This is a genomic window from Comamonas thiooxydans, assembly GCF_002157685.2.
Taxonomy (GTDB): Bacteria; Pseudomonadota; Gammaproteobacteria; order Burkholderiales; family Burkholderiaceae_C; genus Comamonas; species Comamonas testosteroni_H.
Genome location: NZ_AP026738.1, coordinates 3,812,726 through 3,835,251 on the forward strand (window position 1 = coordinate 3,812,726; position 22,526 = coordinate 3,835,251).

Below are 22,526 nucleotides of genomic sequence, written 5' to 3' on the forward strand. Positions count from 1 at the left end.
GGCCAGAAGACGGCTTGACCAAGCCCTGCTTACAGGACTTCAAACACGCCTGCCGCGCCCATGCCGCCGCCGATGCACATGGTCACGCAGACGCGCTTGGCGCCACGGCGCTTGCCTTCTATCAGTGCATGACCCGTCAGGCGCTGGCCCGATACACCATAGGGGTGCCCCACGGCAATCGCGCCGCCGTTGACGTTGAGCCTGTCGGCCGGAATGCCCAGCTTGTCGCGGCAGTAGATGACCTGCACGGCAAAGGCTTCATTGAGCTCCCACAGGTCGATATCGTTGATCGACAGACCCAGCTTCTTGAGCACCTTGGGAATGGCGTAGATGGGGCCGATGCCCATTTCGTCGGGCTCGCAGCCGGCCACGGCAAAGCCGAGGAAACGGCCCAGGGGCTTGAGGCCCTTGCGCGAGGCGTATTCCTCGCTGACCACGGCGCAGGCGCCTGCCCCGTCGGAGAACTGGCTCGCATTGCCGGCCGTGATCACGCCGCCGGGCAGCGCGCTGCGCAGGCCGCTGATGCCTTCCTTGGTCGTACCCTCACGGATGCCCTCGTCCTTGCTGACGGTCACCTCCTTGGTGATCAGACCGCGCACCTTGTCGGCCACGCCCATGACGGTCTTCATGGGGGCGATTTCCGCTTCGAACAGGCCGGCCGCCTGTGCCGCAGCCGCTTTCTGCTGGCTGGAAGCGCCATACTCATCCTGGGCATCGCGGCTGATGTTGTAGCGCTTGGCCACCTGCTCGGCAGTCTGCAGCATGCTCCAGTAGATCTCGGGCTTCATGGCCGTCAGCTCGGGATCGAAAGCCATGTGCGGATTCAGGTGAGGCTGCACGCAGGAGATGCTCTCCAGGCCGCCCGCCACCAGCACATCGTTCTCGCCCGCGATGATGCGCTGGGCAGCCAGCGCAATCGCCTGCAGGCCCGAGGAGCAGAAGCGGTTGATGGTCAGGCCCGATGTCGTGACCGGCAGACCTGCACGCATGGCGATCAGACGGGCGACGTTGCCGCCGGTCGTGCCCTCGGGCAGGGACATGCCCATGATCACGTCCTCGACCTCGGCACCCTCAATGCCGGCGCGCTCCACAGCCGCCTTGACGGCGTGGGCGCCCAGGGTGGGGCCATAAGTCATGTTGAAAGCGCCCTTCCAGCTCTTGGCCAGCGGAGTGCGCGCGGTAGAAACAATCACTGCGGATGTCATGTTCTGTCCTTTGATTCTGGGTTTTTCGTGGCAGATCGTCCGCGCCTAGCTGAACTGCTTGCCTTCGGCGGCCAACTTGGCCAGCAGCGGCGCGGGCTGCCAGAACTTGGCATCGTCGTTGGGGTTCTGGGCAAAGCGGCCCATGGCCTGAACCACGTTGAACAGGCCGACTTCGCCCGCATAGTGCATGGGGCCGCCGCGCCACAGAGGAAAGCCGTAGCCGGTCAGATACACCATGTCGATATCGCCGGACTTGCTAGCAATGCCGTCCTCCAGAATCTGCGCGCCTTCGTTGACCAGCGCATAAACCAGGCGCTGCACGATTTCCTCGTCGGAGATCTTGCGCGGCGTGATACCCAGGCTCTTGCGATGCTCGTCGATCATCTTGGCCACCACCTCCGAAGGGATGGCATCGCGCTTGCCGGGCACATAGTCATACCAGCCCGCACCGGTCTTCTGGCCGAAGCGGCCCAGCTCGCACAGACGGTCCGCACTGGCGCTGTACTTCATATCGGGTTTTTCGACATAGCGGCGCTTGCGAATCGCCCAGCCGATGTCGTTGCCCGCCAGATCGCCCATGCGGAACGGACCCATGGCAAAGCCGAACTTCTCGATGGCCTTGTCGACCTGCTGTGGCGATGCACCTTCGTCCAGCAGGAAGCCGGCCTGGCGGGAGTACTGCTCGATCATGCGGTTGCCGATGAAGCCGTCGCAGACGCCCGAGACCACGGCCGTCTTCTTGATCTTCTTTCCTACCTTCATCACCGTGGCCAGTACATCCTTGGCCGTGGCCTTGCCGCGCACCACTTCCAGCAGCTTCATCACATTGGCGGGACTGAAGAAATGCATGCCCACCACGTCCTGCGGACGCTTGGTGAAGGCGGCGATCTTGTCCACATCGAGCGTGGAAGTGTTGGATGCCAGAATCGCGCCGGGCTTGGCCACTTCATCGAGCTGCTTGAAGACCTGCTCCTTCACGCCCAGCTCCTCGAACACGGCCTCGATGATGAGGTCGGCATTCTTCAGATCGCCATAGTTGAGCGTGGTGGACAGCAGGCCCATGCGCTGCTCGTACTTCTGCTCGGAGAGCTTGCCCTTCTTGACCTGGGCCTCGTAGTTCTTGCGAATGGTCGCCACGCCGCGATCCAGGGCTTCCTGCTTGGTCTCCAGGATCGTGACGGGAATGCCCGCATTCAGGAAGTTCATGGAAATGCCGCCGCCCATGGTGCCGGCACCGATCACGCCCACGGCGCGGATCTCGCGCACCGGTGTATCGCCAAGCACGTCGGGGATCTTGGAGGCGGCACGTTCGGCCATGAACAGATGGCGCAGCGAACGCGACTCGGGAGTCATCATCAGCTGCATGAAGGCTTCGCGCTCGGCCACCATGCCGTCGTCGAACTTCTTGGTCGTGGCGTTCTTGACGGCTTCCAGGCAGCGCAGGGGCGCAGGGAAGTTCTTGGACATGCCCTGCACCATGGTGGCGGCAAACTCGAAATAGGCCTCGCCCTGGGGATGCTTGCAGGACAGGTCGCGCACACGCGGCAGCGGGCGGACATCGGCGACCTCCAGCGCCAAGGCCTTGGCCTCGGCCAGCAGCGTCTCGGCCGAAGCAGACATCTTGCTGAACAGCTTCTGGCCAAGCAGCATGGCCAGCATTTCGCTCATCACGGTCTCGCCGCTGACAATCATGTTGAGTGCGGTTTCCACACCCAGTACGCGCGGCAGGCGCTGGGTGCCGCCGGCGCCTGGCAGAAGACCCAGCTTAACCTCGGGCAGCGCCACGGCCGTGCCGGGGGCCGCAATGCGGTAATGACAGCCCAGCGCCAGCTCCAGCCCGCCTCCCATGCAAACGCTGTGAATCGCGGCGATCACAGGCTTGGTCGACAGGTCCAGTTGCTGGATGACCGAAATCAGATGCGGCTCGCGGTAGGCATCTTCCTTGCCGAACTCGGTGATATCGGCTCCGCCGGAGAAGGCCTTGCCGGCGCCGGTAATGACGATGGCCTTGACGGCGTCATCCGCCAGAGCCTGGCGCAAACCCTCAACCACACCTCGTCTGGTGGCCAGACCCAGGCCGTTGACCGGCGGGTTGTTCAAGGTAATGACGGCGATGGCTCCGTCCACTTTGTATTCAGCAGTCATGCTGTTGTCCCCTGTTCAATAAATAGAAAAGAACGGTCGTGCGTTTTTTATTTTCCGAATTTTGCTGCGTTGCGCAACTGATGCTTGTCCTGAGCGAGACAGCTCACAGAATGAGCACACCTCATGTCAGAGACATCAAGCAAGGGCCTGGGCGACCCCACCGCCCCGCAGCAAGGATGTCGTCCCCCTCCCGCAAAGCGAGAGAGGGGGAAGCGGCAAAGCCGCTCAAGGGGTGTGTCAGCTCAAACCTCCAGCCACTCCTTGCGAACCTTTTCGTTCGCCCTGAGGGTTTCGGGAGTTCCATCAAAAACAATATGCCCATGACCCATGACCAGCGCCCGGTCCGAGATATTCATGGCGATGGTCAGCTTTTGCTCGATCAGCAGCACGGACACGCCACGATCCTTGATCTTCTTGAGGTATTCGCCCACCAGCTCCACGATCTTGGGTGCCAGCCCTTCCGTGGGTTCGTCGATGATGATGAGATCCGGGTCACCCATCAGCGTGCGGCAGAGCGTGAGCATCTGCTGCTCGCCGCCCGACATCACACCGGCCTCGGTGTGCTGACGCTCCTTGAGGCGGGGAAACATGGCATACATATCGTCGAAGCCCCAGCGACTGCCTTTGCCCTTGCCTTTCTGCCCCAGCATCAGGTTCTGATGCACGGTCAGATTGGGGAAGACATCGCGGCTCTCCGGCACATAACCGATACCCAGATGGGCCACCTCGTAGGCTTTTTTGCCATGCAGGTTCTTGCCTTTCCAGTCCAGTGCCCCCTCCCAGTGCACCAGGCCCATGATGGCCTTGGCTGTGGTGGAGCGGCCCGAGCCGTTACGCCCCAGCAAGGCCACGATCTCGCCGGCATGGACCTCGAAGTCCACGCCATGCAGCACATGGCTTTTGCCGTAATAGGCGTGCAAATCATTGATCTTTAGCATGGGGACTCCTTCAATGCGCAGAGGCCTGTTGATCGGCGACGGAGGAGCCCAGGTAGGCCTCCTGCACCCGCGCATTGGCACGCACGGCTTCGGGAGTGTCATAGGCGATGACCTCGCCATAGACCACCACGGCAATCTTGTCCGCGAGTCCGAAGACCACGCCCATGTCGTGCTCCACGGTCAACAGCGTCTTGCCTTCGGTGACCTTCTTGATCAGCTGAATGAAATGCGCGGTTTCGCTATTGCTCATGCCTGCCGTAGGTTCGTCGAGCAGGATGACGCTGGCACCCCCGCCGATGGTGATGCCGATCTCCAGAGCGCGCTGCTCGGCATAGGTCAGGTTCACCGCGAGCGTGTCGCGCTTGCGGTGCAAACCGATCATCTCCATCAGCTCGTTGGCACGTTCATTGGCATCGTGCAGATTGGAGAGAAAACGCCAGAAGCTGTAGCGGTAGCCCAGGCTCCAGAGCACGCTGCAGCGCAGGTTTTCAAACACCGAAAGCTTGGGAAAGATATTCGTGATCTGAAAGCTGCGCGACAGCCCCATGCGATTGATCTCGAAAGGCTTTTTTCCGTCAATGCGCTGGCCGTGCAGCAGCACCTCGCCACTGCTGGGCTCGAAGCGGCCGCTGATCAGATTGAACAACGTGCTCTTACCCGCACCGTTGGGGCCGATGATGGCGACGCGCTCGCCCGCATTGACCGCCAGATTGGCGCCGCGAATGATTTCTGTCTTGCCGAAGCTCTTGCGCAGATCGCGCAGCTCCAGCGCATGAGCCGACTGCTGCACCGCTTGCGCAGCCGGTTGATGGATGGCGATGCTGGACATGGTTCAGCCCTCCCCTTTCTTGATGCTTTCTTCGATCGCTTCCTGTATCCGGCCCCAGCGACGGGCCGTCAGTCGGCGCACGCCCTCCAGCAGGCCCATGCCGACCACGAACACCACGATCGCCACGGTCCAGGTGGCAGCAGCACTGGTGTCCAGCTCGGCTCCCATGAACGGCACCTTGGGGCCCAGAGCCGCATTGAGCTGCATGTGATAGATCATCTCGATCAGCGAGGCTGCACCGATCACCGTCACTATGCCCGCCGCCAGAATGCCCAGATAGGGCATCAGCAGGCGCTTGAAATGCCCGAACTTGGCCACACGCAGATTCATCATGATCAGGCTGGCCACACCGCCGGGGGCATACATGACCATGAGCAGGAACACCAGGCCCAGGTACAGCAGCCAGGCCTTGGTCAGCTCGGACAGCAGCACCGATGCCAGCACCAGCAGTACGGCACCGATGATGGGGCCGAAGAAGAAGGTGGCACCGCCCAGGAAGGTGAACAGCAGATAGCCTCCCGAGCGCACCACGCTGACGCTGTCCATGGCCGTGATGATCTCGAAATTGATGGCTGTCAACCCGCCACCAATGCCGGCAAAAAAGCCTGCAATGATGAAAGCGAAGTAGCGCACGCGTTGAGTGTTGTAGCCCACGAACTCGACACGCTCGGGGTTGTCGCGCACGGCGTTCAGCATGCGCCCCAGCGGTGTGCCGGTGAAGGCGAACATGGCAGCCGTGCAGACAAAGCAATACACGGCAATCAGGTAGTACACCTGCAGGCCCGAGCCGAAATCCAGCCCGAAGAACTTGCTGTAGACCCGGTCCGTTGTGATGCCGCCCTCGCCGCCGAAGAACTCGGGAAACATCAGCGCCATGGACGCCACCAGCTCTCCCAGTCCCATGGTGATCATGGCAAAGGTGGTGCCGGATTTCTTGGTCGTCACATAGCCGAAGATCGCGGCGAAGAACATGCCCGCCAGGCCGCCCACGATGGGAATCAGCACCAGCGGAATGGCCATCTCGCCTGCAGCGGCCTTGTTCATGGCATGAATGGCCAGGAACGACCCCAGGCCGGTGTAGACCGCATGACCGAAGCTCAGCATGCCGCCCTGCCCCAGCAGGATGTTGTAGGACAGGCAGATGATGATCAGATAGCCGATCTGGCTGAGCATGGTCAGAGCCAGCGAGCTGGTGAAAATCAGCGGTGCCACGATCAGCGCCAGCGCAAACAGGCCCCAGATCAGAATTCGCCCTATGTTCAAGGGCTTGAAGCGGTAATGTCCCTGGGACCGAGCTTTGTCGGCAGCAGAAGAATTCATGGATGTTTTTGCAATCGAAGACATGGCTCAATCCCCTCTGGTACCCAGCAAGCCCTTGGGGCGGAAGATCAGAATCAGCACCAGGAACAGGTAAGGCAGGATCGGCGCGACCTGCGACAGCGTCAGCCGCAGCACGGGCCAACCGAAGGTGGACTCATTGACCTGATGGCCCATGGAGGTGAACAGGCCGGCCAGAGACCAGTCCAGCGCCACGGCAAAGGTCTGCACCAGACCGATCAGCAGCGAGGCCACGAAAGCCCCGGCCAGCGAACCCATGCCGCCGACCACCACCACCACGAAAATGATGGAGCCCACGGAGGCAGCCATGGCTGGCTCGGTCACATAGGTGTTGCCGCCGATCACGCCGGCCAGGCCGGCCAGCGCGCAGCCACCGCCAAACACCAGCATGAAGACACGCGGTACGTTGTGGCCCAGCGCCTCCACCATTTCGGGGTTCTTGAGCGCGGCCTGAATCACCAGGCCGATGCGTGTGCGCGTCAGCAGCAGCCAGACGGCCACCAGCATCAGCAGCGCCACCAGCATCACAAAGGAGCGCGACTTGGGGAACTGTGTGCCATACAAGGTAAACAGCGGTCCCTGCAGCGCCGACGGCAGCGCATAAGGCACGGTTCCCCGCCCCCATACCAGCTGCACCACCTCGAGAATCAGATAGGACAGGCCAAAAGTCACCAGCAACTCGGGCACATGACCATATTTGTGCACGCGGCGCAGGCTGTAGCGCTCGAACAGCGCCCCCAGCACGCCCACCAGCAGGGGGCAGAGAAAGAGCGCGGGCCAGAACCCGATGATGCCGCTGAGCGTGTATGCGAAGTACGCACCCAGCATGTAGAAACTGGTGTGAGCGAAATTAAGCACGCCCATCATGCTGAAGATCAGCGTCAGGCCTGAGCTGAGCATGAAGAGCAGCAGCCCGTAGCTCACACCGTTGAGCATCGATATGGTGAAAAATTCAGGCGTCATCGACTTGCCTTGTTCTCATGAGCAAAAAGACTGCGGCAGCACTGCACCTGTTATGCGTTCTTGTGGGTACGGATGCTGCAGCACGAGGGAGAGTGAGCCTGATTCAGGACGGACGCTTCATCTGGCAACTGGTGGGCGTGCTGGCCACATAGGGCTCGTAGTACTTCACGGGGGCGAAGGTGTAACCGGTGTTTTCCGCGTCATAGGGGAACTTGCCGCCAGCCTTCTGCCACCTGGAGATATACAGGCCTTGCTGCAGTTGGTGGTCGCTCTTGCGCATCTCGACCTCGCCGTTAAAGCTCTTGAGCTTCATGCCCTCGAGTGCCGCCGCCACCTTGACCGGGTCGGTGGAGCCTGTCTTGACAAAGGCTGCATCCAGCAAGGCGAACACATGGTAGATGGAGCTTTGCGTCAGATCATCATTGAACTTCTTCTTGAAGCTTTCCATGCTGGCCTGAATCGGCGCACCCATGTTGTAGTGCCCGTAAGTCACGGTATAGACCTTGCCCTCGGACGCTGCGCCCATGGCAGTAGGCCCCCCAGGACCGAAGGCATAGTAGGTATAGAACTTGACGTTGTTCATCCCCGCATCATTGGCGGCCTTGAGCAGCAGCGACAGATCCGCTCCCCAGTTGCCGGTGATCACCGTATCGGCCCCCGACTGCTTGATCTTGGCCACATAGGGTGCAAAGTCGCGCACCTGGGCCAGCGGAGAGAAGTCATCACCCACGATCTGCACATCGGGGCGCTTTTTCTTGAGCAGGTCCTTGGCGTATTTGGACACCTGCTGACCATGACCGTAGTTCTGGTTGATCAGATAGACCTTTTTGACCTCGGCATCGTCCTTCATGAATGTGGTCAATGCCTCCATCTTCATGGAGGTATCGGCATCGAGACGGAAATGCCAGTAGCTGCATTTGTTGTTGGTGAGATCGGGATCCACCGCCGCGTAGTTCAGATAGAGCAGCTCCTTGCCCTTGTTGCGATTGTTGTGCTTTTCCAGCGCATCCATGATGGCCAGCGCCGGTCCCGAGCCATTTCCCTGCGTCACATAGCGCACGCCCTGATCCATGGCCGAGCGCAGCGCGGCCGTGGTCTCCTGCGGGCTGAGCTTGTTGTCCAGCGCCACGACCTCGAACTTCACGCCCGAGGCGTTTTTCTTGTTGAACTCTTCCGCCAGCAGCTGAAAAGTCTTGAGCTGATTCGTTCCCACGGCAGCCATCAGACCCGACAAGGGATCAATCCAGGCGACCTTGACGGTTTCACCCTTCTGAGCCCATGCACCACCTGCACTCACAGCCATAGCCGAGAGGGCCACCGCACGCATAACCCATTTCATACTTGTCTCCTTTCATTGTTTTTGCTAGCGACTGCCGACAATCTACCGGTCGGTAGACTTTTTCCCGCTGGGGAAAGCCTTAGGAACTATCACGCATGCGACTTCCAAGGCCGATTCGCGGCAATTGGCGACACTTGTGCGACAGCTGCTCGCACTTGCAGACGAATGAAACCAGGGAATAAAAAAGGACGCCACCAGGGCGCCCCGAATATCGATCCCGCCTCCCCGCTCAGGAGGGGCGTTTCATCTGGCAACTGGTGGGGGTGCTGGCCACATAGGGCTCGAAGTACTTCACGGGAGCAAAGGTATAACCCGTGTTCTCGGAGTCCATGGGGTATTTGCCGCCGGCCTTCTCCCATCGCGCGATGTACAGGCCCTGCTGCAGCTGGTGATCGGTCTTGCGCATCTCGACCTCGCCGTTGTAGTTCTGGAACTTCATGCCCTCCATGGTCGCGGCGACCTTGACCGGATCGGTTGTCTTGGCTTTTGCAAAAGCCTGATCGAGCATGTTCAGCCCCGTGTACACGGTGCCGGTGTACATATCCTCGTTGACCTTGGCCTTGAAGCCCTTGACGATCTTGTCCATGGCGCCGGGCATGTTCAGGTGGCCGTAGCCCACCATATAGACCTTGCCGGCCGCCGCCGCACCCATGGCCGTGGGAGCGCCCGTGGCAATGGCGTAATAGGTGTAGAACTTGACGTTGTTCAGGCCCGCATCGTTGGCGGCCTTGATGAGCAGCGCCAGGTCCGAACCCCAGTTGCCCGTGATCACCGTGTCTGCGCCCGACTGCTTGATCTTGGCCACATAGGGCGCGAAGTCGCGCACCTGGGCCAGCGGAGAGAAGTCATCACCCACGATTTCCACATCGGGGCGCTTGCGCTTGAGCATCTCCTTGGCGTACTTGGACACCTGCTGGCCATGCGAGTAGTTCTGGTTGATCAGATAGACCTTCTTGATCTCGGGTACGTCCTTCATATACGTGGTCAAGGCCTCCATCTTCATGGAAGTATCGGCATCAAGGCGGAAATGCCAGTAGCTGCATTTGCTGTTGGTCAGGTCCGGGTCCACCGCCGCATAGTTGAGGAACACGACCTCCTTGCCCTTGTTGCGCGCATTGTGCTTTTCCAGCGCATCCATGATGGCCAGCGCCGGGCCCGAGCCATTGCCCTGGAACACATAGCGCACGCCCTGGTCCATGGCCGAACGCAGCGCGGCCGTGGTCTCCTGCGGGCTGAGCTTGTTGTCGATGCCGATGATTTCGAACTTCACCCCCGAAGCACTGCTCTTGTTGATTTCCTCGGCCACGTACTGCAGGCTTTTGAGCTGATTGGATCCCAGCGCTGCCATCAGGCCCGAGAGCGGGTCAATCCAGGCGACCTTGACGGTCTCACCCTTCTGCGCCATCGCACTCCCCGCGCACGCCAGGATCACCGATGCTGTCAAAGCCTTGATTGCAAACTTCATAGAGCGTCTCCGTTGGTGGTTATGAGCGACGCCCAGACTAAAGGGCAAGCCAGCGCCTGCAGCCTGGGGGTTGCCCTAGCGCATATCACTTTGGCGACTGCAGGGTTTACCTCAGGCCGAAGCTCCCAAAACAATAGCTGCCGGCGCCCGCCTATAAAAATGCAGAGACTTATCCGATTCAGCGGCCTAGAGCGGCAACTGGCTTTCCGTCAGCGGCAGGCCGCTGGAGCTGGTCAGCACCTGCGGTTCCGGCAGTTCCCTATCCTCCAGAAGCGGGCCTATATCGCGCATCAACTCGTCGAAGCTCAGCCTGCCGGCCTTGACCTTGGCCAGCAGTTCGGCCACTCCGGGCAATTGATCAAAGCGTGCTCCTGCAATCAGCGCCAGACACAGATAGTTGAGCAGATCGCGCGTACCAGCAAGCCCATGGCGGCGCGCAAATTCCAGTTGCTGACGCGCAAACCAATGCATTGCCAGCGGCGGCAATCTGTCGCGCAGATGGACCTGGTTCAGATTCAGGTAATAGATCAGCAGATCGGGCACATTGCCCTTTACCAACGCATCGACCTGAGCGGTGCTGAACTGAAGTGGCAGGGGCGCCGCAGGCCCGGCAAAATCAGCCACCGCATATTCATGCAACCGGCCCGATCGACTCCAGCACCACCAGCGTGCAACCGGACCCAGCAAGGCCAGGCACTGGGCGGGGCGCAGCACGGGTTCGACGCCGGTTTGCGTGTCCGGATCGCTTTGTCCGAGCAAGGCCGCCAGCACGGCAGGGTCCCAGAAGGCAAGATAGCTGCCGTCGCCGCCAGGCAGTCTTGGATCCATGACCAGGCGCAGATGGGCCAGCAGCACCGGCATCTCGCACTCGCTTGCCAGCAAGCTGGCACAAGGGCTGGCCTGCACCACATCGAGCACGGCCTCGAGAAAATTCTGCTGTGGCCTTTTCAAGGCCTGAGCAGTGCTGCCGAGGTGTACCAACCAGGGACTGAGCTTGCCCTCCTTGCTCGCGCGCGTGAAAGCAAACAAGGCCTCGGCACCGATTTCCGGCACCTGTGCCAACAAGTCACTGTTCTGCGCCGCATCCAGCAACAGATACAGCTGCAAGGGCTTGCCTGCTGGCTTGCCGGTCGAATTAAGCTGCGACCAGCGCAGAGGCTAGCTCTTGCGTGCAGGCCTTGTTTGCGGCCACAGCGGCCCGGCGCTCATGGCAACTCCTTGTTCACAAAGGCTGAGCGCTGCTGTGCCCGGCGTGCCAGACATTCCAGACACACATTGCGCGGTGCGGCCGGGGCGACAGTCTCTGACCCGCAGGCTGCTGCAGGCAGACTCCATGCACCCAGCCCGCCCAGCAAGGCGGCTCCGAGAAGCTGGCGCCGCGGCAAGTCGTGGGCACGACCACCATCCGATATCGAGGGTGGCGAGCAGTCGCAAAAACCGGAAGCTGAAGGCATGGATGTCAACCAATGGCGCCAGAAGAGGCACAGACAAAAAAGCCATCATCTCACGATGATGGCTTTGCTCTGGCCTGGCCGGGGGCCGCTCAGACCGCCGTGGGCAGTTGGTAGTCCTTGAGTTCCTCGCGCAGACGGGTCTTGAGCATCTTGCCTGTGGCACCGATCGGAATAGCTTCCACAAACACCACATCATCGGGAATCTGCCACTTGGCCGTCTTGCCCTCATAGAACTTCAGCAGCTCCTCACGCGTGATTTCCGCGCCGGGCTTCTTGACCACAGCCACAATGGGACGCTCGTCCCACTTTGGATGCGGCATACCTATGCAGGCCGCCATGGCCACGGCCGGGTTGGCCATGGCGATGTTTTCAATATCGATGGAGCTGATCCATTCGCCGCCGGACTTGATCACATCCTTGCTGCGGTCGGTGATCTGCATATAGCCGTCGGGGTCTATCGTCGCCACATCCCCCGTCGGGAACCAACCGTGGCCGTCAGCCCCGCGCACCAGGGGGTTGCCGCTGCCTTTGTAATAGCTGTCGATGATCCAGGGGCCGCGCACCAGCAGGTCGCCATAGCTCTTGCCATCCCAGGGCTGCTCGTCGCCGGCATCGTTGACGATCTTCATCTCCACACCATAGATCGCGCGCCCCTGCTTCTGCAGGATCTTCATCTGCTCTTCCTTGGGCAGTTCCAGATGCTTGTTCTTGAGCGTGCACAGCGTGCCCAGCGGACTCATCTCCGTCATGCCCCAGGCGTGCAGCACCTCCACGCCGTAGTCGTCCTGGAAGGCCGTGATCATGGCTGGCGGGCAGGCGGAGCCGCCGATCACCGTGCGATTGAGCTTGGAAAAACGTAGGCCACCCGGCTTCATATAGCCGAGCAGCATCTGCCAGACGGTGGGCACGCCAGCAGCAAAGGTCACGCCTTCCGACTCGATCAGCTCATAGACCGACTTGCCGTCGAGCGCCGGGCCCGGAAAAACCATCTTGCAGCCCGTGAGCGCCGCCGAATAGGGCAGACCCCAGGCATTGACGTGGAACATGGGGACCACGGGCAGCACCGAATCACGGGCCGACAGGCACATCACATCGGGCAGCGCTGCAGCATAGGCGTGCAGCGTGCTGGAGCGGTGGCTGTAGAGCACGGCCTTGGGGTTGCCCGTGGTGCCGCTGGTGTAGCACATGCTGGAGGCGGTGTTCTCGTCAAACTGCGGCCAGCGGTATTGATTGGACTGGCCCGCAATCCAGCTCTCGTAGCTGACGAGGCCGGGAATGCCGCTGTCTGCCGGCAGCCGGTCTGCATCGCAGAGCACCACCCATTGCTGCACCTGCGGGCATTTGGCATGCACGGCCTGGATGATGGGTAAAAAGGTCAGGTCAAAGCACAGCACCTTGTCTTCGGCGTGGTTGACAATCCAAGCGACCTGCTCGGGGTGCAGGCGCGGATTGACGGTGTGCAGCACCCGGCCCGAGCCGCTGACGCCAAAATACATCTCCATGTGACGATAGCCATTCCAGGCCAGACTGGCCACCCTGTCGCCCTGGGCCAGGCCCATGGCATCGAGCTTGTTGGCAAGCTGACGCGAGCGCGCCGCCAGATCCTTGTAGGTATAGCGGTGGATATCGCCTTCCACACGGCGGGAGACTATCTCTCCATCGGCATGGTTGCGAGCGGCAAACTCGATCAGGGAAGAAATCAACAGCGGCTGGCTTTGCATCAGACCCAACATTGGCAGTCTCCTGGATATCGTTGTGATGATCGGGAAGCATCCTAGCGCGGGCTTCCGGGCCGTCATCTGAGGACTGTCACCAATGCGTAACCTTGGCGACCTTTGTCCACATCCTCCCTCTGAACGATGTGCGCGCACTCAGGGAAAAACCTAGGCCGCCCTCCAACGGAAACCGGCTCAACAACCCTGCAAACCCTGTCCTTGATGCTGCTCAAGCACAATGATTGCATGAGCGAATCCCCTGCCCCGCAATGGCGCAAGCCCGGCCGCTTCGAAGCCCTGGGCCCGGCTTTTTTCACCTATCTGCAACCCACGCCCGTACCCGAGCCGCACTGGATTGCCACCAGCACCAGCACGGCCCGCTGGATGGGTCTGAACCCCGAATGGCTGCACAGCGCCGAAGCGCTGCAAATCCTCAGCGGCAATGCTCTGACTACTCAGGGCCATAGTGACAGCAAGCCGCTGGCCACTGTCTATAGCGGCCACCAGTTCGGCGTCTGGGCCGGCCAGCTTGGCGATGGCCGTGCCATTCTGCTGGGCGAGACTGAGCAGGGCTTTGAAGTCCAGCTCAAGGGCGCAGGCCGCACCCCCTATTCGCGCATGGGCGACGGCCGGGCGGTCTTGCGTTCGTCGATTCGCGAATTTCTCTGCAGCGAAGCGATGGCAGCTCTGGGCATTCCCACCACGCGAGCGCTGGCGCTGACGGGCTCGCCCCTGCCCGTGGCACGCGAGACCATGGAGACCGCCGCCGTCGTGACCCGTGTGGCCGAGAGCTTCATCCGCTTCGGCCATTTCGAGCATTTCGCCGCGCGCGACATGCTGACCGAACTCAAAGCCCTGGCCGACCTGGTCATAGACCAGCATTACCCGGAATGTCGTACGGCCGCTGCACTGAACGGAAACCCCTACGCCAATTTGCTGCAGGCCGTGAGCGAACGCACTGCCCGGCTGATGGCCCAGTGGCAAGGCGTGGGTTTTTGCCACGGTGTGATGAATACCGACAATATGAGCATTCTGGGCCTGACCATCGACTACGGCCCCTTCCAGTTTCTCGACGCATTCGACCCCGGCCATATCTGCAACCACAGCGACAGCCAGGGCCGCTATGCCTTTAACCGCCAGCCCCAGGTGGCCTACTGGAATCTCTACTGCCTGGGCCAGGCCCTACTGCCGCTGATCGGCGACGAAGAACTGACGATTGCAGCGCTGGAGTCGTACAAGACCGTCTTTCCCGCCGCCTATGCGCGCCAGATGCTGGCCAAGCTGGGCCTGCCCGAGAACGAGGCCGGCACGCCTGCCACCGAAGGCCGCTTTGCGCAGCTGGTCAACCCGCTGCTGCAGATCCTGGCAGACAGCAAGGTGGACTACACCATTTTCTTCAGCCGCCTGACTGATGCAGTTGCACAGAGGCAGGAAACGAAAATTGACTTTGAGCCACTGCGTGACATCATTCTGGATCGCGCCAGCTTTGATGCTTGGTCACTCACTTATTCAGAGCAACTGGCGCAAGTGGATCAAGCGCAAGCCTTCGATTTGATGCAAAAATCCAATCCGCGCTTTGTGCTGCGCAACCATCTGGGCGAGACCGTGATTCGCGCCGCCCAGGCAGGCGACTTTGCGCCTGTGCAGCAAATGCTGGCGGTGCTGCAAGCGCCTTATGAATCGCACCCGGACCACGCCGACTGGGCCGGCTTCCCGCCCGACTGGGCTTCCTCGATTGAAATCAGCTGTTCATCATGAGCTTTCCTGTCCAGAAATCCGACCAAGAATGGCAAGCCCTGCTGCAGGACAAGGGTGCCGAAGCCGCGGCCTTCCAGGTCACACGCCACGCAGCCACCGAAAGGCCGTTCACCGGCAAATACGAGCAGTTCTGGGCCGATGGCAGCTACCACTGCATATGCTGCGGCAACAAGCTGTTCGACTCCCACACCAAGTTTGACGCCGGCTGTGGCTGGCCCAGCTTTGACCAGGCCGTGCCCGGCGCCATCACCAATATCGTGGACCGCAGCCACGGCATGGTGCGCACCGAGACGGTATGCAGCAACTGCGGAGCTCATCTGGGCCATGTCTTTCCCGACGGACCCACCGACACCGGCCTGCGCTACTGCATGAACTCGGCCTCGCTGGATTTCCAGAACGAGCCCCAAAAATAAGAGCTGCCAAGGCTTGGGCAGCAAGGGCTACGCTTCCAATCGGGCTTGCTGCGCTGGCGTTGCGTATCAGCTTTGATAGCTGATTCCGTCCGGCGCACAAGGCTTTGCTCACAGTATGACCTGGGCTTTGGTGCATGATGCGGCTTTGCTCGCAGCACCGGGAACCTTGCCGCTGCTACGCAGTCTGAATTTCAGAACGACTACCATTTCGCGCATGAAGCTGCTGATTGATTTCTTTCCCATCATCCTGTTTTTCGTGGCCTTCAAGGTCTGGGGCATTTACACCGCCACAGCCGTGGCCATTGTCGCCACCGTGGTGCAGATCGCCTATCTGCGCTTCAAGACCGGCAAGATCGAGCCCATGCAATGGATGAGCCTGGGCGTCATCGTACTGTTCGGCGGCGCCACTTTACTGGCCCATGACGACAACTTCATCAAATGGAAGCCCACGGTGCTGTACTGGCTCATGGGCGGTGCGCTGCTGATCGGTCAGCTGGTGTTCAAAAAGAACCTGCTGCGCTCCGTCATGGGCGCGCAGCTGCAACTGCCCGACGCCATCTGGCTCAAGCTCAACTGGGCCTGGACCGCTTTCTTCGCCGCCATGGGCGGACTCAACATCTGGGTAGCCTATAACTTCGACACCGATACCTGGGTCAACTTCAAGCTGTTTGGTGGCATGGGACTGATGGTGGTGTTCGTGATTGCGCAAGCCATCTACATGAGCCGCTACCTGCCCCAGGACGGCGTGCCCAACGCGGCCGAAGCCAAGGACAAGCAGCCATGAGCCTGACCATCAGTGCCCAAGCCATGGACGCCGCCTTGCGCCAGCGCCTGGCCCCGACCAGACTCGAAGTCATCGACGAGAGCTATCAGCATGCCGGTCATGCCGGAGCCAACGACAGCGGTGTGGGCACGCATTTTCGCGTGCGCATCGCCGGCCCTGCCTTTGATGGAAAAACCCGCGTGGCACGCCACCGCCTTGTGTATGATGCACTGCAAGACTTCATTGACCAGGGTGTTCATGCCATCGCCATTGAAGTACTTTGAGAACGCACTGTTCTGACCACAGGCTCCTTGACGGGAGCCTGTTGCGTATGGACTGAACTTCACTCACTTTTCTCAATCACAACTCGAATGAGCATGAAACAAAAGCAACTGGCCCGCATCGTGGCCGCCGCTGTTCTGGGCGCAGCCGCCCTGTCCGCCTCGGCCCAGAATGTGGCCATCGTCAATGGCAAGGCCGTTCCCATGGCCCGCGTCAATGCCTTGAAGACCCAGATCGAAGCCAGCGGCCAGCCTGTTGTGCCCGAGATGGAAAAGATGATCAAGGATGAAGTCATCGCGCGTGAAATCTTCATGCAGGAAGCCAACCGTCGCGGTCTGGCCGGCTCCGAAGCCTACAAGCAGCAGATGGAAATGGCACGCCAGACCGTGCTGATCCGCGCGCTGTTTGACGACTTCCGCAAGAAGAACCCCGTGACCGATGCCGAAGCCAAGGCCGAGTACGACAAATTCGTCGCTGCCAATGGCGGTAAGGAATACAAGGCCAGCCACATCCTGGTGGAATCCGAAGACCGCGCCAAGGCCATCATTGCCGAGGTGAAGGCCGGCAAGAAGTTTGAAGACATCGCCAAGAAGGAATCCAAGGATCCCGGATCGGGTGCCCGTGGCGGTGATCTGGACTGGGCCAACCCCAACAACTACGTACCCGAGTTCACCGAAGCCCTGATCAAGCTCAAGAAGGGCGAGATGACCGACGCGCCCGTCAAGAGCCAGTTCGGCTGGCACATCATCCGCATGGATGACGAGCGTCAGGCCGAAATGCCCAAGTTTGAAGATGTCAAACCCCAGATCACGCAACAGCTGCAGCAGCAAAAAGAGCAGCAGTTCCAAGATCAGCTGCGCAAAAGCGCAAAAATCCAGTAACATGATCTAACGTCAGTACCCAAAAGTACTGGCCAGACCATCACCCAAGCCCGCGTCAAGCGGGCTTTTTTTGTCTCATTGCGGCGGATCCGCTATATATTTAGAAGCATTCTGCCCAGGTTTGGCATCATCCGGCTGCGTTTCCCCATGCTTTCGCGGGCGGCAATCCTGGGGCTTGCCTGCGATGCCAGAGGCTTTGTCTGCCCCCTCTTTTGCAGCTTGCGTGTTGCCATGCACCTCAGCCGTCAAGGGGCATAGCGGCAATTGCGCGCTTGACCTGGAGATCTGCGGCGCCATGGCCTCCGCCGTGGCAGCAGATTCTGTGGTCTCATCGCTGCGGGATGGCGCTTCGGCAGCCGGCTTTGCGGAGCGCGCCAGTCTGGCAGAGGCTGCCGCACCCGAGGCCGGAGCAGCCTCTGGCCGCAGCACAGGGGCTGATGCAGCTATAGATGCTTCCATATCCATAGCTTCTGGTGTTTTCTTTGCCTGGATTCGAGTCTTTTTTTCCGTGGATTTCTGCGCCAGCGCCGCTGCGCTCGGAGCCGATTCCGCCACGGCGGCGCGATCCGCATCCTCAACGGCCGGAGCCGGCTGCGATTCAGCTGGCTGGACGACTGCTTCGGCCCTGGAATCTCGCTCGCCCTCCTTGTCCGGGCCACGCCACCAAGCGGCATGCTGCAGCATCAGCCAGCCCACCAGTCCGACTGCCGCCAATCCGCCCAGCGCATGACGCAGCCAGAAGCGGTCATTGGCTGCAGGCTTGTCCATAGGCTCCGTGGGCTCCTGCCCCACACCTTCCGCGCGCTGGCGTGCGCGCTTGAGGATGGCAGCGCTGCTTTGCACACTGGGGCCACGGTCCTCTGCCACAGCCTCGTGGTAGAGCTCGCGCAGCGCATCGGGCTTGTCGTCGCCGGACGGGTTTTCGGGGTGCATATTCATGCCAGTTCCTCCAGCGCGGCGCGTAATTTGGTACGCGCATAGCGCAAACGGCTCTTGGCCGTTTCCTCGGCAACGCCGGTGGCCTGGGCAATTTCGGCCAGCGTCAGATCAGCCTCGACCTGCAGCAGAAAACACTCGCGCTGCTCGGCCGGGAGCCGGGCCAGTGCAGACAGAATGGCCTGGGCCATGAGCTGGCGATCAAGTTGCTGCTCGGGCTCGAAGCCCGAGGCCGCAAACAGGCTTTCGGCCAGCCGCATGGACTCTGGCGTGTCTGCCGACAGGCTGATGCCCGGCCGCTGCCTGCGCCAGTGATCGACCAGGCGGTTGTGCGCCATGGTGAACAGCCAGGTCGTGAACTTGCTGCGCACCCCATAACGGGCGGCGCTATCCACCACGGCAAACCAGAGGTCCTGCGCCAGATCGTCGGCCAGCGCCGCATCGCCGGTGTTTCGATAGAAATAGCGCCATATGCGCAGGCTGTGCCGGGAATAAAGCGTCTCGAAAGCTGTGGCCTGCCCTGCGGCATAGCTGCACATCAGGGCTTCATCGGCGGGTTGGGCTTGGGCAAGCGACGGTGCAAGCATGCCTGCGATTATGCAAACTCCGACGACGGCGCATTCAACTCAGTTGCGGGGTGGATCCGGCACAAAGCCGTTGTCCCCCGGGAAAGGATTGGGCGCGCGCGGCTGGGTCGGCCGTGGACGAGGCTCGCGAATGACGCCTCTGGCGACCAGATTGGCATAGCTGTCGTAACGGATACGCACCATCTGCCGGGGCTGGTCTGTATCGGCCTCGAAGTCCACCTGGGTGACTTGCGAGCGCTCCACCGCGCCATGGCCCGTACCCAGCGAGGGGGCTGGCGAGGCCGATGGTGCCCGACGCTCGGCGCTGCGGCTCTTGCTGGCGGCCTGCGGCACAGCGACATCCGCCGCCGCAGATTCAGCCGACGAGGCGCCGACCGAGGCTTCGGGCTCATGGAGCGGCCCCTGGTAGGCAGCTGGCTCGGGCAGCTTTTCGCGGTACAGTGCGACCCCGATCACGCCAACATCCTGCGGCCTGCCGGTTCTGGCGGCATAGGACATATCGCTTTGCGAGAAGTAGAACGCGGCCACGTTGTCATTGCTCTTGCGCCAGCCCCGCACGTCATAGCTGTCGCCCGCATCCAGCACATAGCCGCCTTCGGCGCGAGAGCTCGCCGTGCGGCCGTTGATGGCATTGACCCCGTCGACGCTGATGACGCCCATGATGCGGCGGCTCTCGAGGTTGCGGATGCGCACCGCATAGTTGGCACCGGGACGGCCCACCACCCACAGCTCCCCCTCGTGACTGTACTGGGGCAGTACCCGGCCCGTGGCACGTTCGATGATGCTGACCTGGGCCAGCTTGTGGTTGCCACGCGTCCAGGCCGAGGCCGGCGCGGCCAGCGCCAGCGCGGCAGCGCAGAGCAGCGAAGCGCGCAGCAGACGACCGCGCGACAGCAAGAAACCTGGAACCTGGGGTTCGATACGGACAGACAACATGGACAAGGCCTCCTCAAGATACAGCCACAGCGGCATGAAACAAACTTGTCGGAGGCTGAAACGCAGCAGCAGACGCAACGGGGTCAGGACAGGCGCCCTGATTTGCAAGCATTTGCAACACAGCTTTGCGCTGCAGTTCTGCCCCGACGCGGCATGTCTGGCACAATCGCGCTCGCTGCGGCCCAAGGCAGGCAGCAATGCTGGGGGTGTCCTGACCATGACCGGTCAGGGCTGAGAGAGTCCCTTTGAACCTGATTGCGCAAGCGGTGTCTTGACGACCGCTTGCCCGAGATCATCCTCGCGCAGGGAAGCTGTCCAAGGTGTCAGACCGCGACTCGCCATGTCTTTGATGGCCTGCCGCGCCAACCATGCGGCCCCTGCTTCGTTTTTCTGGCGGAGCATTCATGAATTCATCTTCTTCCACATCGGCCAATCGGGCCCTGGCCCCGGTGACGGCCCAGGAGCGCGTCTTTGCCTGGCGCGACCATGCCTCGCTGTGGTTCAGTCTGGGCGTGGGCCTGCTGGTCATGCAGATGGGGGCCTATCTGCTGCCAGCGCTCAGCCCGCTGCATGCGCTGATCGCGATCGGTATCGGCTCGCTGATCGGCGCCGGCCTGCTGGGCTGGGTGGGCAAGCTGGGTTGCGACAGCGGCCTGTCCAGCGCCGGGCTGATGCACAGCGTCTACGGCCGCCACTTCGCACGACTGCCTATCGTGCTCAACATCATCCAGCTGCTGGGCTGGGGCAGTTTCGAGCTGGTGGTGATGCGCGACGCCACCGTGGCGCTGGGTAAGCAAAGCGGCACCATGGGCGCCGCCTACTGGCCCTGGCTGGCCACGCTGCTCTGGGGTGGCGTGATTCTGCTGCTGATGAGCGGCTCCATGACCACCCTGGTACGCCGCATCATCTCGCGCGTGGCCTTGCCGCTGGTGATTGCCTCGCTGCTGTGGCTGAGCTGGCAATTCCTCAAAATGGCCGGCGCCACCGGCCTGGGCAACTTGCTGGCCCGCGAGGGTGCGGGCGGCATGAGCATGCTCGGCGCTGTCGATCTGGTGATCGCCATGCCCATCAGCTGGCTGCCACTGGTGGCCGACTATGCGCGCCACGGCAAAAGCGGCAAGTCCGCGCTGACGGGCGCCTGGACCGGCTTTGCCCTGGCCAATATCTGGTGCTACTCCCTGGGCGTGCTGGTGGCCCTGACCCTGCCCAGCGAAGACCTGGTCACGGCCCTGCTGCTGGCCCAGGGCGGGCTGATTGCCCTGTCGCTGATTCTGATCGACGAGGTGGACAACGCCTATGGCGATGCCTACTCGGGTGCCATGTCGGCCCACAGCCTGCAACCGCGCTGGAGCATTCGCCGCTGGGGCCTGCTGATCGCGGCCCTGTGCACGGCACTGGCCATGGTGCTGCCCATGCACAGCCTGGAGCCGTTTCTGCTGTTGCTCAGCTCCTGCTTTGTGCCGCTGTTCGGCGTGATGCTGGGGCGCCTGGCCTTTGGCACCGATGCCGTGCAACTGATGCAAAAAGCGCCCGCCGTGCGCTGGGATGCCGTGGCCATCTGGGTGCTGGGCATTGCCTTCTATCACCTGCTGCCCTATGTCAGCACGGCCCTGGGTTCGGCACTGCCCACGCTGGCGCTGACCTTTGCGGCGGCAGTCGCCACACGCCAGCCGCAGCCTCGCTCCGTTGCCGCCTGATAAAAAATCAAAATCAATAGCGAAAAGCGCCCTCTAACAGAGCGCTTCAGCCATTTTCTCTATTACTTACCTAGCGCCCGCGGCCTGGAGCAGCTGCACCACGGCCTTCTGCCCGCGCTGGCGTGCATGGGCCAGGGCCGTCACCCCATCCTTGTCGGGCAGATTCAGATCCGCCTTCGCGTCGATCAAGGCCTGGATGATGGCCTGATGGCGCGGCCCGCCATCGCTGAGCACCACGGCCTCCATCAGGCAGGTCCAGCCCAGCCGGTTGACATGGTTCACATCCACACCAGCCATGATCAGCGCCTGGGCGGTTTCCAGATGGCCGCGCTCGCAAGCCGGAATCAGGGCCGTGCCGCCATAGCGGTTGGTGCTCTTGAGATCGGCGCCATAGGAGATCGTCATGCGCACAATCTCCAGCCGGCCCTGCGCGCCGGCCAGCAGATAGGAGCTGTCCTGCATCTGGTTCTGGATATTGGGGCTGGCACCATGCATCAGCAGCGATCGCGCCACCTCGATATGGTTGGCAGCCGTGGCCAGCAGCAACGGGGTATTGCCCCGGGCGTCCTGCACGTCGACAGGCGCGTTGCCGGCCAGCAGGTTGCGCACCGCCACGGCATCGCCCTGCGCGGCAGCGGCCAGCAATTGCTGGCCCAGCATCTGCGGGTCCCCCGCCTTTGCCGCCGCAGCAGCGGCAGGTGTTGCAGCCGGAGCATTCGCCGACGCCCTACTCTGGCAGGCGGTCAGCAGCGTCGCTGCTGCCAGAGCTGTCAATGCAAGCGTCAATCGAGTCGTCAACGAGGCGCGCCCATAGGCGCTGGTTGGCTGGTTCATGGCATTCCTTCATGGCTGTCGGGCGTTCAGCCCCTGTCAGCTTTCTAC

Annotated in this window: 21 protein-coding genes; 6 read left to right on the top strand and 15 right to left on the bottom strand. The window is 61.6% G+C overall.

The window, feature by feature from the left end; genetic code table 11:
- Positions 1-29 precede the first annotated feature (29 nt).
- From CTR2_RS17700 to CTR2_RS17750, 11 genes are all read right to left on the bottom strand, one after another.
- On the bottom strand, positions 30-1,205 hold the full coding sequence (locus CTR2_RS17700; protein ID WP_003069486.1) for an acetyl-CoA C-acyltransferase: 1,176 nt from the start codon (positions 1,203-1,205) through the stop codon (positions 30-32).
- A 45-nt stretch (positions 1,206-1,250) separates the two neighbouring features.
- Positions 1,251-3,350 (bottom strand): 3-hydroxyacyl-CoA dehydrogenase NAD-binding domain-containing protein, encoded by a 2,100-nt coding sequence (locus CTR2_RS17705; RefSeq protein WP_087082237.1) that lies wholly within the window; start codon positions 3,348-3,350, stop codon positions 1,251-1,253.
- A gap of 242 nt (positions 3,351-3,592) precedes the next feature.
- Positions 3,593-4,288, bottom strand: a complete 696-nt coding sequence (locus CTR2_RS17710; protein ID WP_003069489.1) for an ABC transporter ATP-binding protein — start codon at positions 4,286-4,288, stop codon at positions 3,593-3,595.
- A gap of 10 nt (positions 4,289-4,298) precedes the next feature.
- The gene (locus CTR2_RS17715) at positions 4,299-5,117 is read right to left on the bottom strand and encodes an ABC transporter ATP-binding protein (RefSeq protein ID WP_012838914.1); all 819 of its coding nucleotides are present in this window, start codon (positions 5,115-5,117) and stop codon (positions 4,299-4,301) included.
- A gap of 3 nt (positions 5,118-5,120) precedes the next feature.
- The gene (locus tag CTR2_RS17720; protein WP_087082235.1) at positions 5,121-6,461 is read right to left on the bottom strand and encodes a branched-chain amino acid ABC transporter permease; all 1,341 of its coding nucleotides are present in this window, start codon (positions 6,459-6,461) and stop codon (positions 5,121-5,123) included.
- Between the two features lie 3 nt (positions 6,462-6,464).
- Entirely contained in the window at positions 6,465-7,418 is a 954-nt protein-coding gene (locus CTR2_RS17725) for a branched-chain amino acid ABC transporter permease (RefSeq protein ID WP_087082233.1), read from the bottom strand.
- A gap of 103 nt (positions 7,419-7,521) precedes the next feature.
- Entirely contained in the window at positions 7,522-8,757 is a 1,236-nt protein-coding gene (locus tag CTR2_RS17730) for a branched-chain amino acid ABC transporter substrate-binding protein (RefSeq protein WP_087082231.1), read from the bottom strand.
- Between the two features lie 229 nt (positions 8,758-8,986).
- On the bottom strand, positions 8,987-10,222 hold the full coding sequence (locus CTR2_RS17735; RefSeq protein WP_087082229.1) for a branched-chain amino acid ABC transporter substrate-binding protein: 1,236 nt from the start codon (positions 10,220-10,222) through the stop codon (positions 8,987-8,989).
- Positions 10,223-10,408: 186 nt separating this feature from the next.
- Complete coding sequence (locus CTR2_RS17740; protein WP_254913263.1) at positions 10,409-11,329, bottom strand: DUF4123 domain-containing protein; 921 nt, start codon at positions 11,327-11,329, stop codon at positions 10,409-10,411.
- Positions 11,330-11,427: 98 nt separating this feature from the next.
- Positions 11,428-11,676, bottom strand: coding sequence for a hypothetical protein (locus tag CTR2_RS17745; protein ID WP_310220981.1), 249 nt, complete (start codon positions 11,674-11,676; stop codon positions 11,428-11,430).
- Between the two features lie 89 nt (positions 11,677-11,765).
- Complete coding sequence (locus tag CTR2_RS17750) at positions 11,766-13,409, bottom strand: 3-(methylthio)propionyl-CoA ligase (protein WP_087082226.1); 1,644 nt, start codon at positions 13,407-13,409, stop codon at positions 11,766-11,768.
- Positions 13,410-13,613: 204 nt separating this feature from the next.
- On the opposite strand from CTR2_RS17750, the gene CTR2_RS17755 reads away from it, so the two are divergent.
- From CTR2_RS17755 to CTR2_RS17775, 5 genes are all read left to right on the top strand, one after another.
- Positions 13,614-15,149, top strand: a complete 1,536-nt coding sequence (locus CTR2_RS17755; RefSeq protein ID WP_140400999.1) for a protein adenylyltransferase SelO — start codon at positions 13,614-13,616, stop codon at positions 15,147-15,149.
- Positions 15,146-15,562: a peptide-methionine (R)-S-oxide reductase MsrB gene (gene msrB, locus CTR2_RS17760; protein WP_087082224.1), complete on the top strand. Its 417-nt coding sequence runs from the start codon at positions 15,146-15,148 to the stop codon at positions 15,560-15,562. The genes CTR2_RS17755 and msrB overlap by 4 nt, the downstream gene beginning before the upstream one ends.
- A gap of 214 nt (positions 15,563-15,776) precedes the next feature.
- Positions 15,777-16,346: a septation protein A gene (locus CTR2_RS17765; protein WP_087082222.1), complete on the top strand. Its 570-nt coding sequence runs from the start codon at positions 15,777-15,779 to the stop codon at positions 16,344-16,346.
- The gene (locus CTR2_RS17770; RefSeq protein ID WP_087082220.1) at positions 16,343-16,609 is read left to right on the top strand and encodes a BolA family protein; all 267 of its coding nucleotides are present in this window, start codon (positions 16,343-16,345) and stop codon (positions 16,607-16,609) included. The genes CTR2_RS17765 and CTR2_RS17770 overlap by 4 nt, the downstream gene beginning before the upstream one ends.
- 93 nt (positions 16,610-16,702) lie before the next feature.
- The gene (locus CTR2_RS17775) at positions 16,703-17,488 is read left to right on the top strand and encodes a peptidylprolyl isomerase (RefSeq protein WP_034358635.1); all 786 of its coding nucleotides are present in this window, start codon (positions 16,703-16,705) and stop codon (positions 17,486-17,488) included.
- Positions 17,489-17,563: 75 nt separating this feature from the next.
- On the opposite strand, the gene CTR2_RS17780 is transcribed toward CTR2_RS17775, so the two are convergent.
- Genes CTR2_RS17780 through CTR2_RS17790 form a run of 3 tightly spaced genes read right to left on the bottom strand, consistent with a single transcriptional unit; the run spans position 17,564 to position 19,947 of the window.
- Positions 17,564-18,427: a hypothetical protein gene (locus tag CTR2_RS17780; protein ID WP_087082218.1), complete on the bottom strand. Its 864-nt coding sequence runs from the start codon at positions 18,425-18,427 to the stop codon at positions 17,564-17,566.
- Entirely contained in the window at positions 18,424-19,011 is a 588-nt protein-coding gene (locus CTR2_RS17785) for an RNA polymerase sigma factor (protein ID WP_087082215.1), read from the bottom strand. The genes CTR2_RS17780 and CTR2_RS17785 overlap by 4 nt, the downstream gene beginning before the upstream one ends.
- Positions 19,012-19,050: 39 nt before the next feature.
- On the bottom strand, positions 19,051-19,947 hold the full coding sequence (locus tag CTR2_RS17790; RefSeq protein WP_087084523.1) for a hypothetical protein: 897 nt from the start codon (positions 19,945-19,947) through the stop codon (positions 19,051-19,053).
- A 404-nt stretch (positions 19,948-20,351) separates the two neighbouring features.
- Here CTR2_RS17790 and CTR2_RS17795 point away from each other — a divergent pair, with 404 nt between their 5' ends.
- Positions 20,352-21,644, top strand: coding sequence for a purine-cytosine permease family protein (locus CTR2_RS17795; RefSeq protein ID WP_087082211.1), 1,293 nt, complete (start codon positions 20,352-20,354; stop codon positions 21,642-21,644).
- A 66-nt stretch (positions 21,645-21,710) separates the two neighbouring features.
- Here CTR2_RS17795 and CTR2_RS17800 read toward each other — a convergent pair whose 3' ends face one another.
- On the bottom strand, positions 21,711-22,478 hold the full coding sequence (locus CTR2_RS17800) for an ankyrin repeat domain-containing protein (protein WP_087082209.1): 768 nt from the start codon (positions 22,476-22,478) through the stop codon (positions 21,711-21,713).
- Positions 22,479-22,526: the final 48 nt, after the last annotated feature.

Coding starts and splice junctions, on each gene's coding strand:
- CTR2_RS17710 (WP_003069489.1), bottom strand. CDS start 4,288: ATGCTAAAGATCAATGATTTGCACGCCTATTACGGCAAAAGCCATGTG.
- CTR2_RS17705 (WP_087082237.1), bottom strand. CDS start 3,350: ATGACTGCTGAATACAAAGTGGACGGAGCCATCGCCGTCATTACCTTG.
- CTR2_RS17725 (WP_087082233.1), bottom strand. CDS start 7,418: ATGACGCCTGAATTTTTCACCATATCGATGCTCAACGGTGTGAGCTAC.
- CTR2_RS17780 (WP_087082218.1), bottom strand. CDS start 18,427: ATGAATATGCACCCCGAAAACCCGTCCGGCGACGACAAGCCCGATGCG.
- CTR2_RS17785 (WP_087082215.1), bottom strand. CDS start 19,011: ATGCTTGCACCGTCGCTTGCCCAAGCCCAACCCGCCGATGAAGCCCTG.
- CTR2_RS17720 (WP_087082235.1), bottom strand. CDS start 6,461: ATGTCTTCGATTGCAAAAACATCCATGAATTCTTCTGCTGCCGACAAA.
- CTR2_RS17755 (WP_140400999.1), top strand. CDS start 13,614: ATGCTGCTCAAGCACAATGATTGCATGAGCGAATCCCCTGCCCCGCAA.
- CTR2_RS17770 (WP_087082220.1), top strand. CDS start 16,343: ATGAGCCTGACCATCAGTGCCCAAGCCATGGACGCCGCCTTGCGCCAG.
- CTR2_RS17730 (WP_087082231.1), bottom strand. CDS start 8,757: ATGAAATGGGTTATGCGTGCGGTGGCCCTCTCGGCTATGGCTGTGAGT.
- CTR2_RS17790 (WP_087084523.1), bottom strand. CDS start 19,947: ATGTTGTCTGTCCGTATCGAACCCCAGGTTCCAGGTTTCTTGCTGTCG.
- msrB (WP_087082224.1), top strand. CDS start 15,146: ATGAGCTTTCCTGTCCAGAAATCCGACCAAGAATGGCAAGCCCTGCTG.
- CTR2_RS17795 (WP_087082211.1), top strand. CDS start 20,352: ATGAATTCATCTTCTTCCACATCGGCCAATCGGGCCCTGGCCCCGGTG.
- CTR2_RS17800 (WP_087082209.1), bottom strand. CDS start 22,478: ATGAACCAGCCAACCAGCGCCTATGGGCGCGCCTCGTTGACGACTCGA.
- CTR2_RS17735 (WP_087082229.1), bottom strand. CDS start 10,222: ATGAAGTTTGCAATCAAGGCTTTGACAGCATCGGTGATCCTGGCGTGC.
- CTR2_RS17745 (WP_310220981.1), bottom strand. CDS start 11,676: ATGCCTTCAGCTTCCGGTTTTTGCGACTGCTCGCCACCCTCGATATCG.
- CTR2_RS17715 (WP_012838914.1), bottom strand. CDS start 5,117: ATGTCCAGCATCGCCATCCATCAACCGGCTGCGCAAGCGGTGCAGCAG.
- CTR2_RS17700 (WP_003069486.1), bottom strand. CDS start 1,205: ATGACATCCGCAGTGATTGTTTCTACCGCGCGCACTCCGCTGGCCAAG.
- CTR2_RS17775 (WP_034358635.1), top strand. CDS start 16,703: ATGAAACAAAAGCAACTGGCCCGCATCGTGGCCGCCGCTGTTCTGGGC.
- CTR2_RS17765 (WP_087082222.1), top strand. CDS start 15,777: ATGAAGCTGCTGATTGATTTCTTTCCCATCATCCTGTTTTTCGTGGCC.
- CTR2_RS17750 (WP_087082226.1), bottom strand. CDS start 13,409: ATGTTGGGTCTGATGCAAAGCCAGCCGCTGTTGATTTCTTCCCTGATC.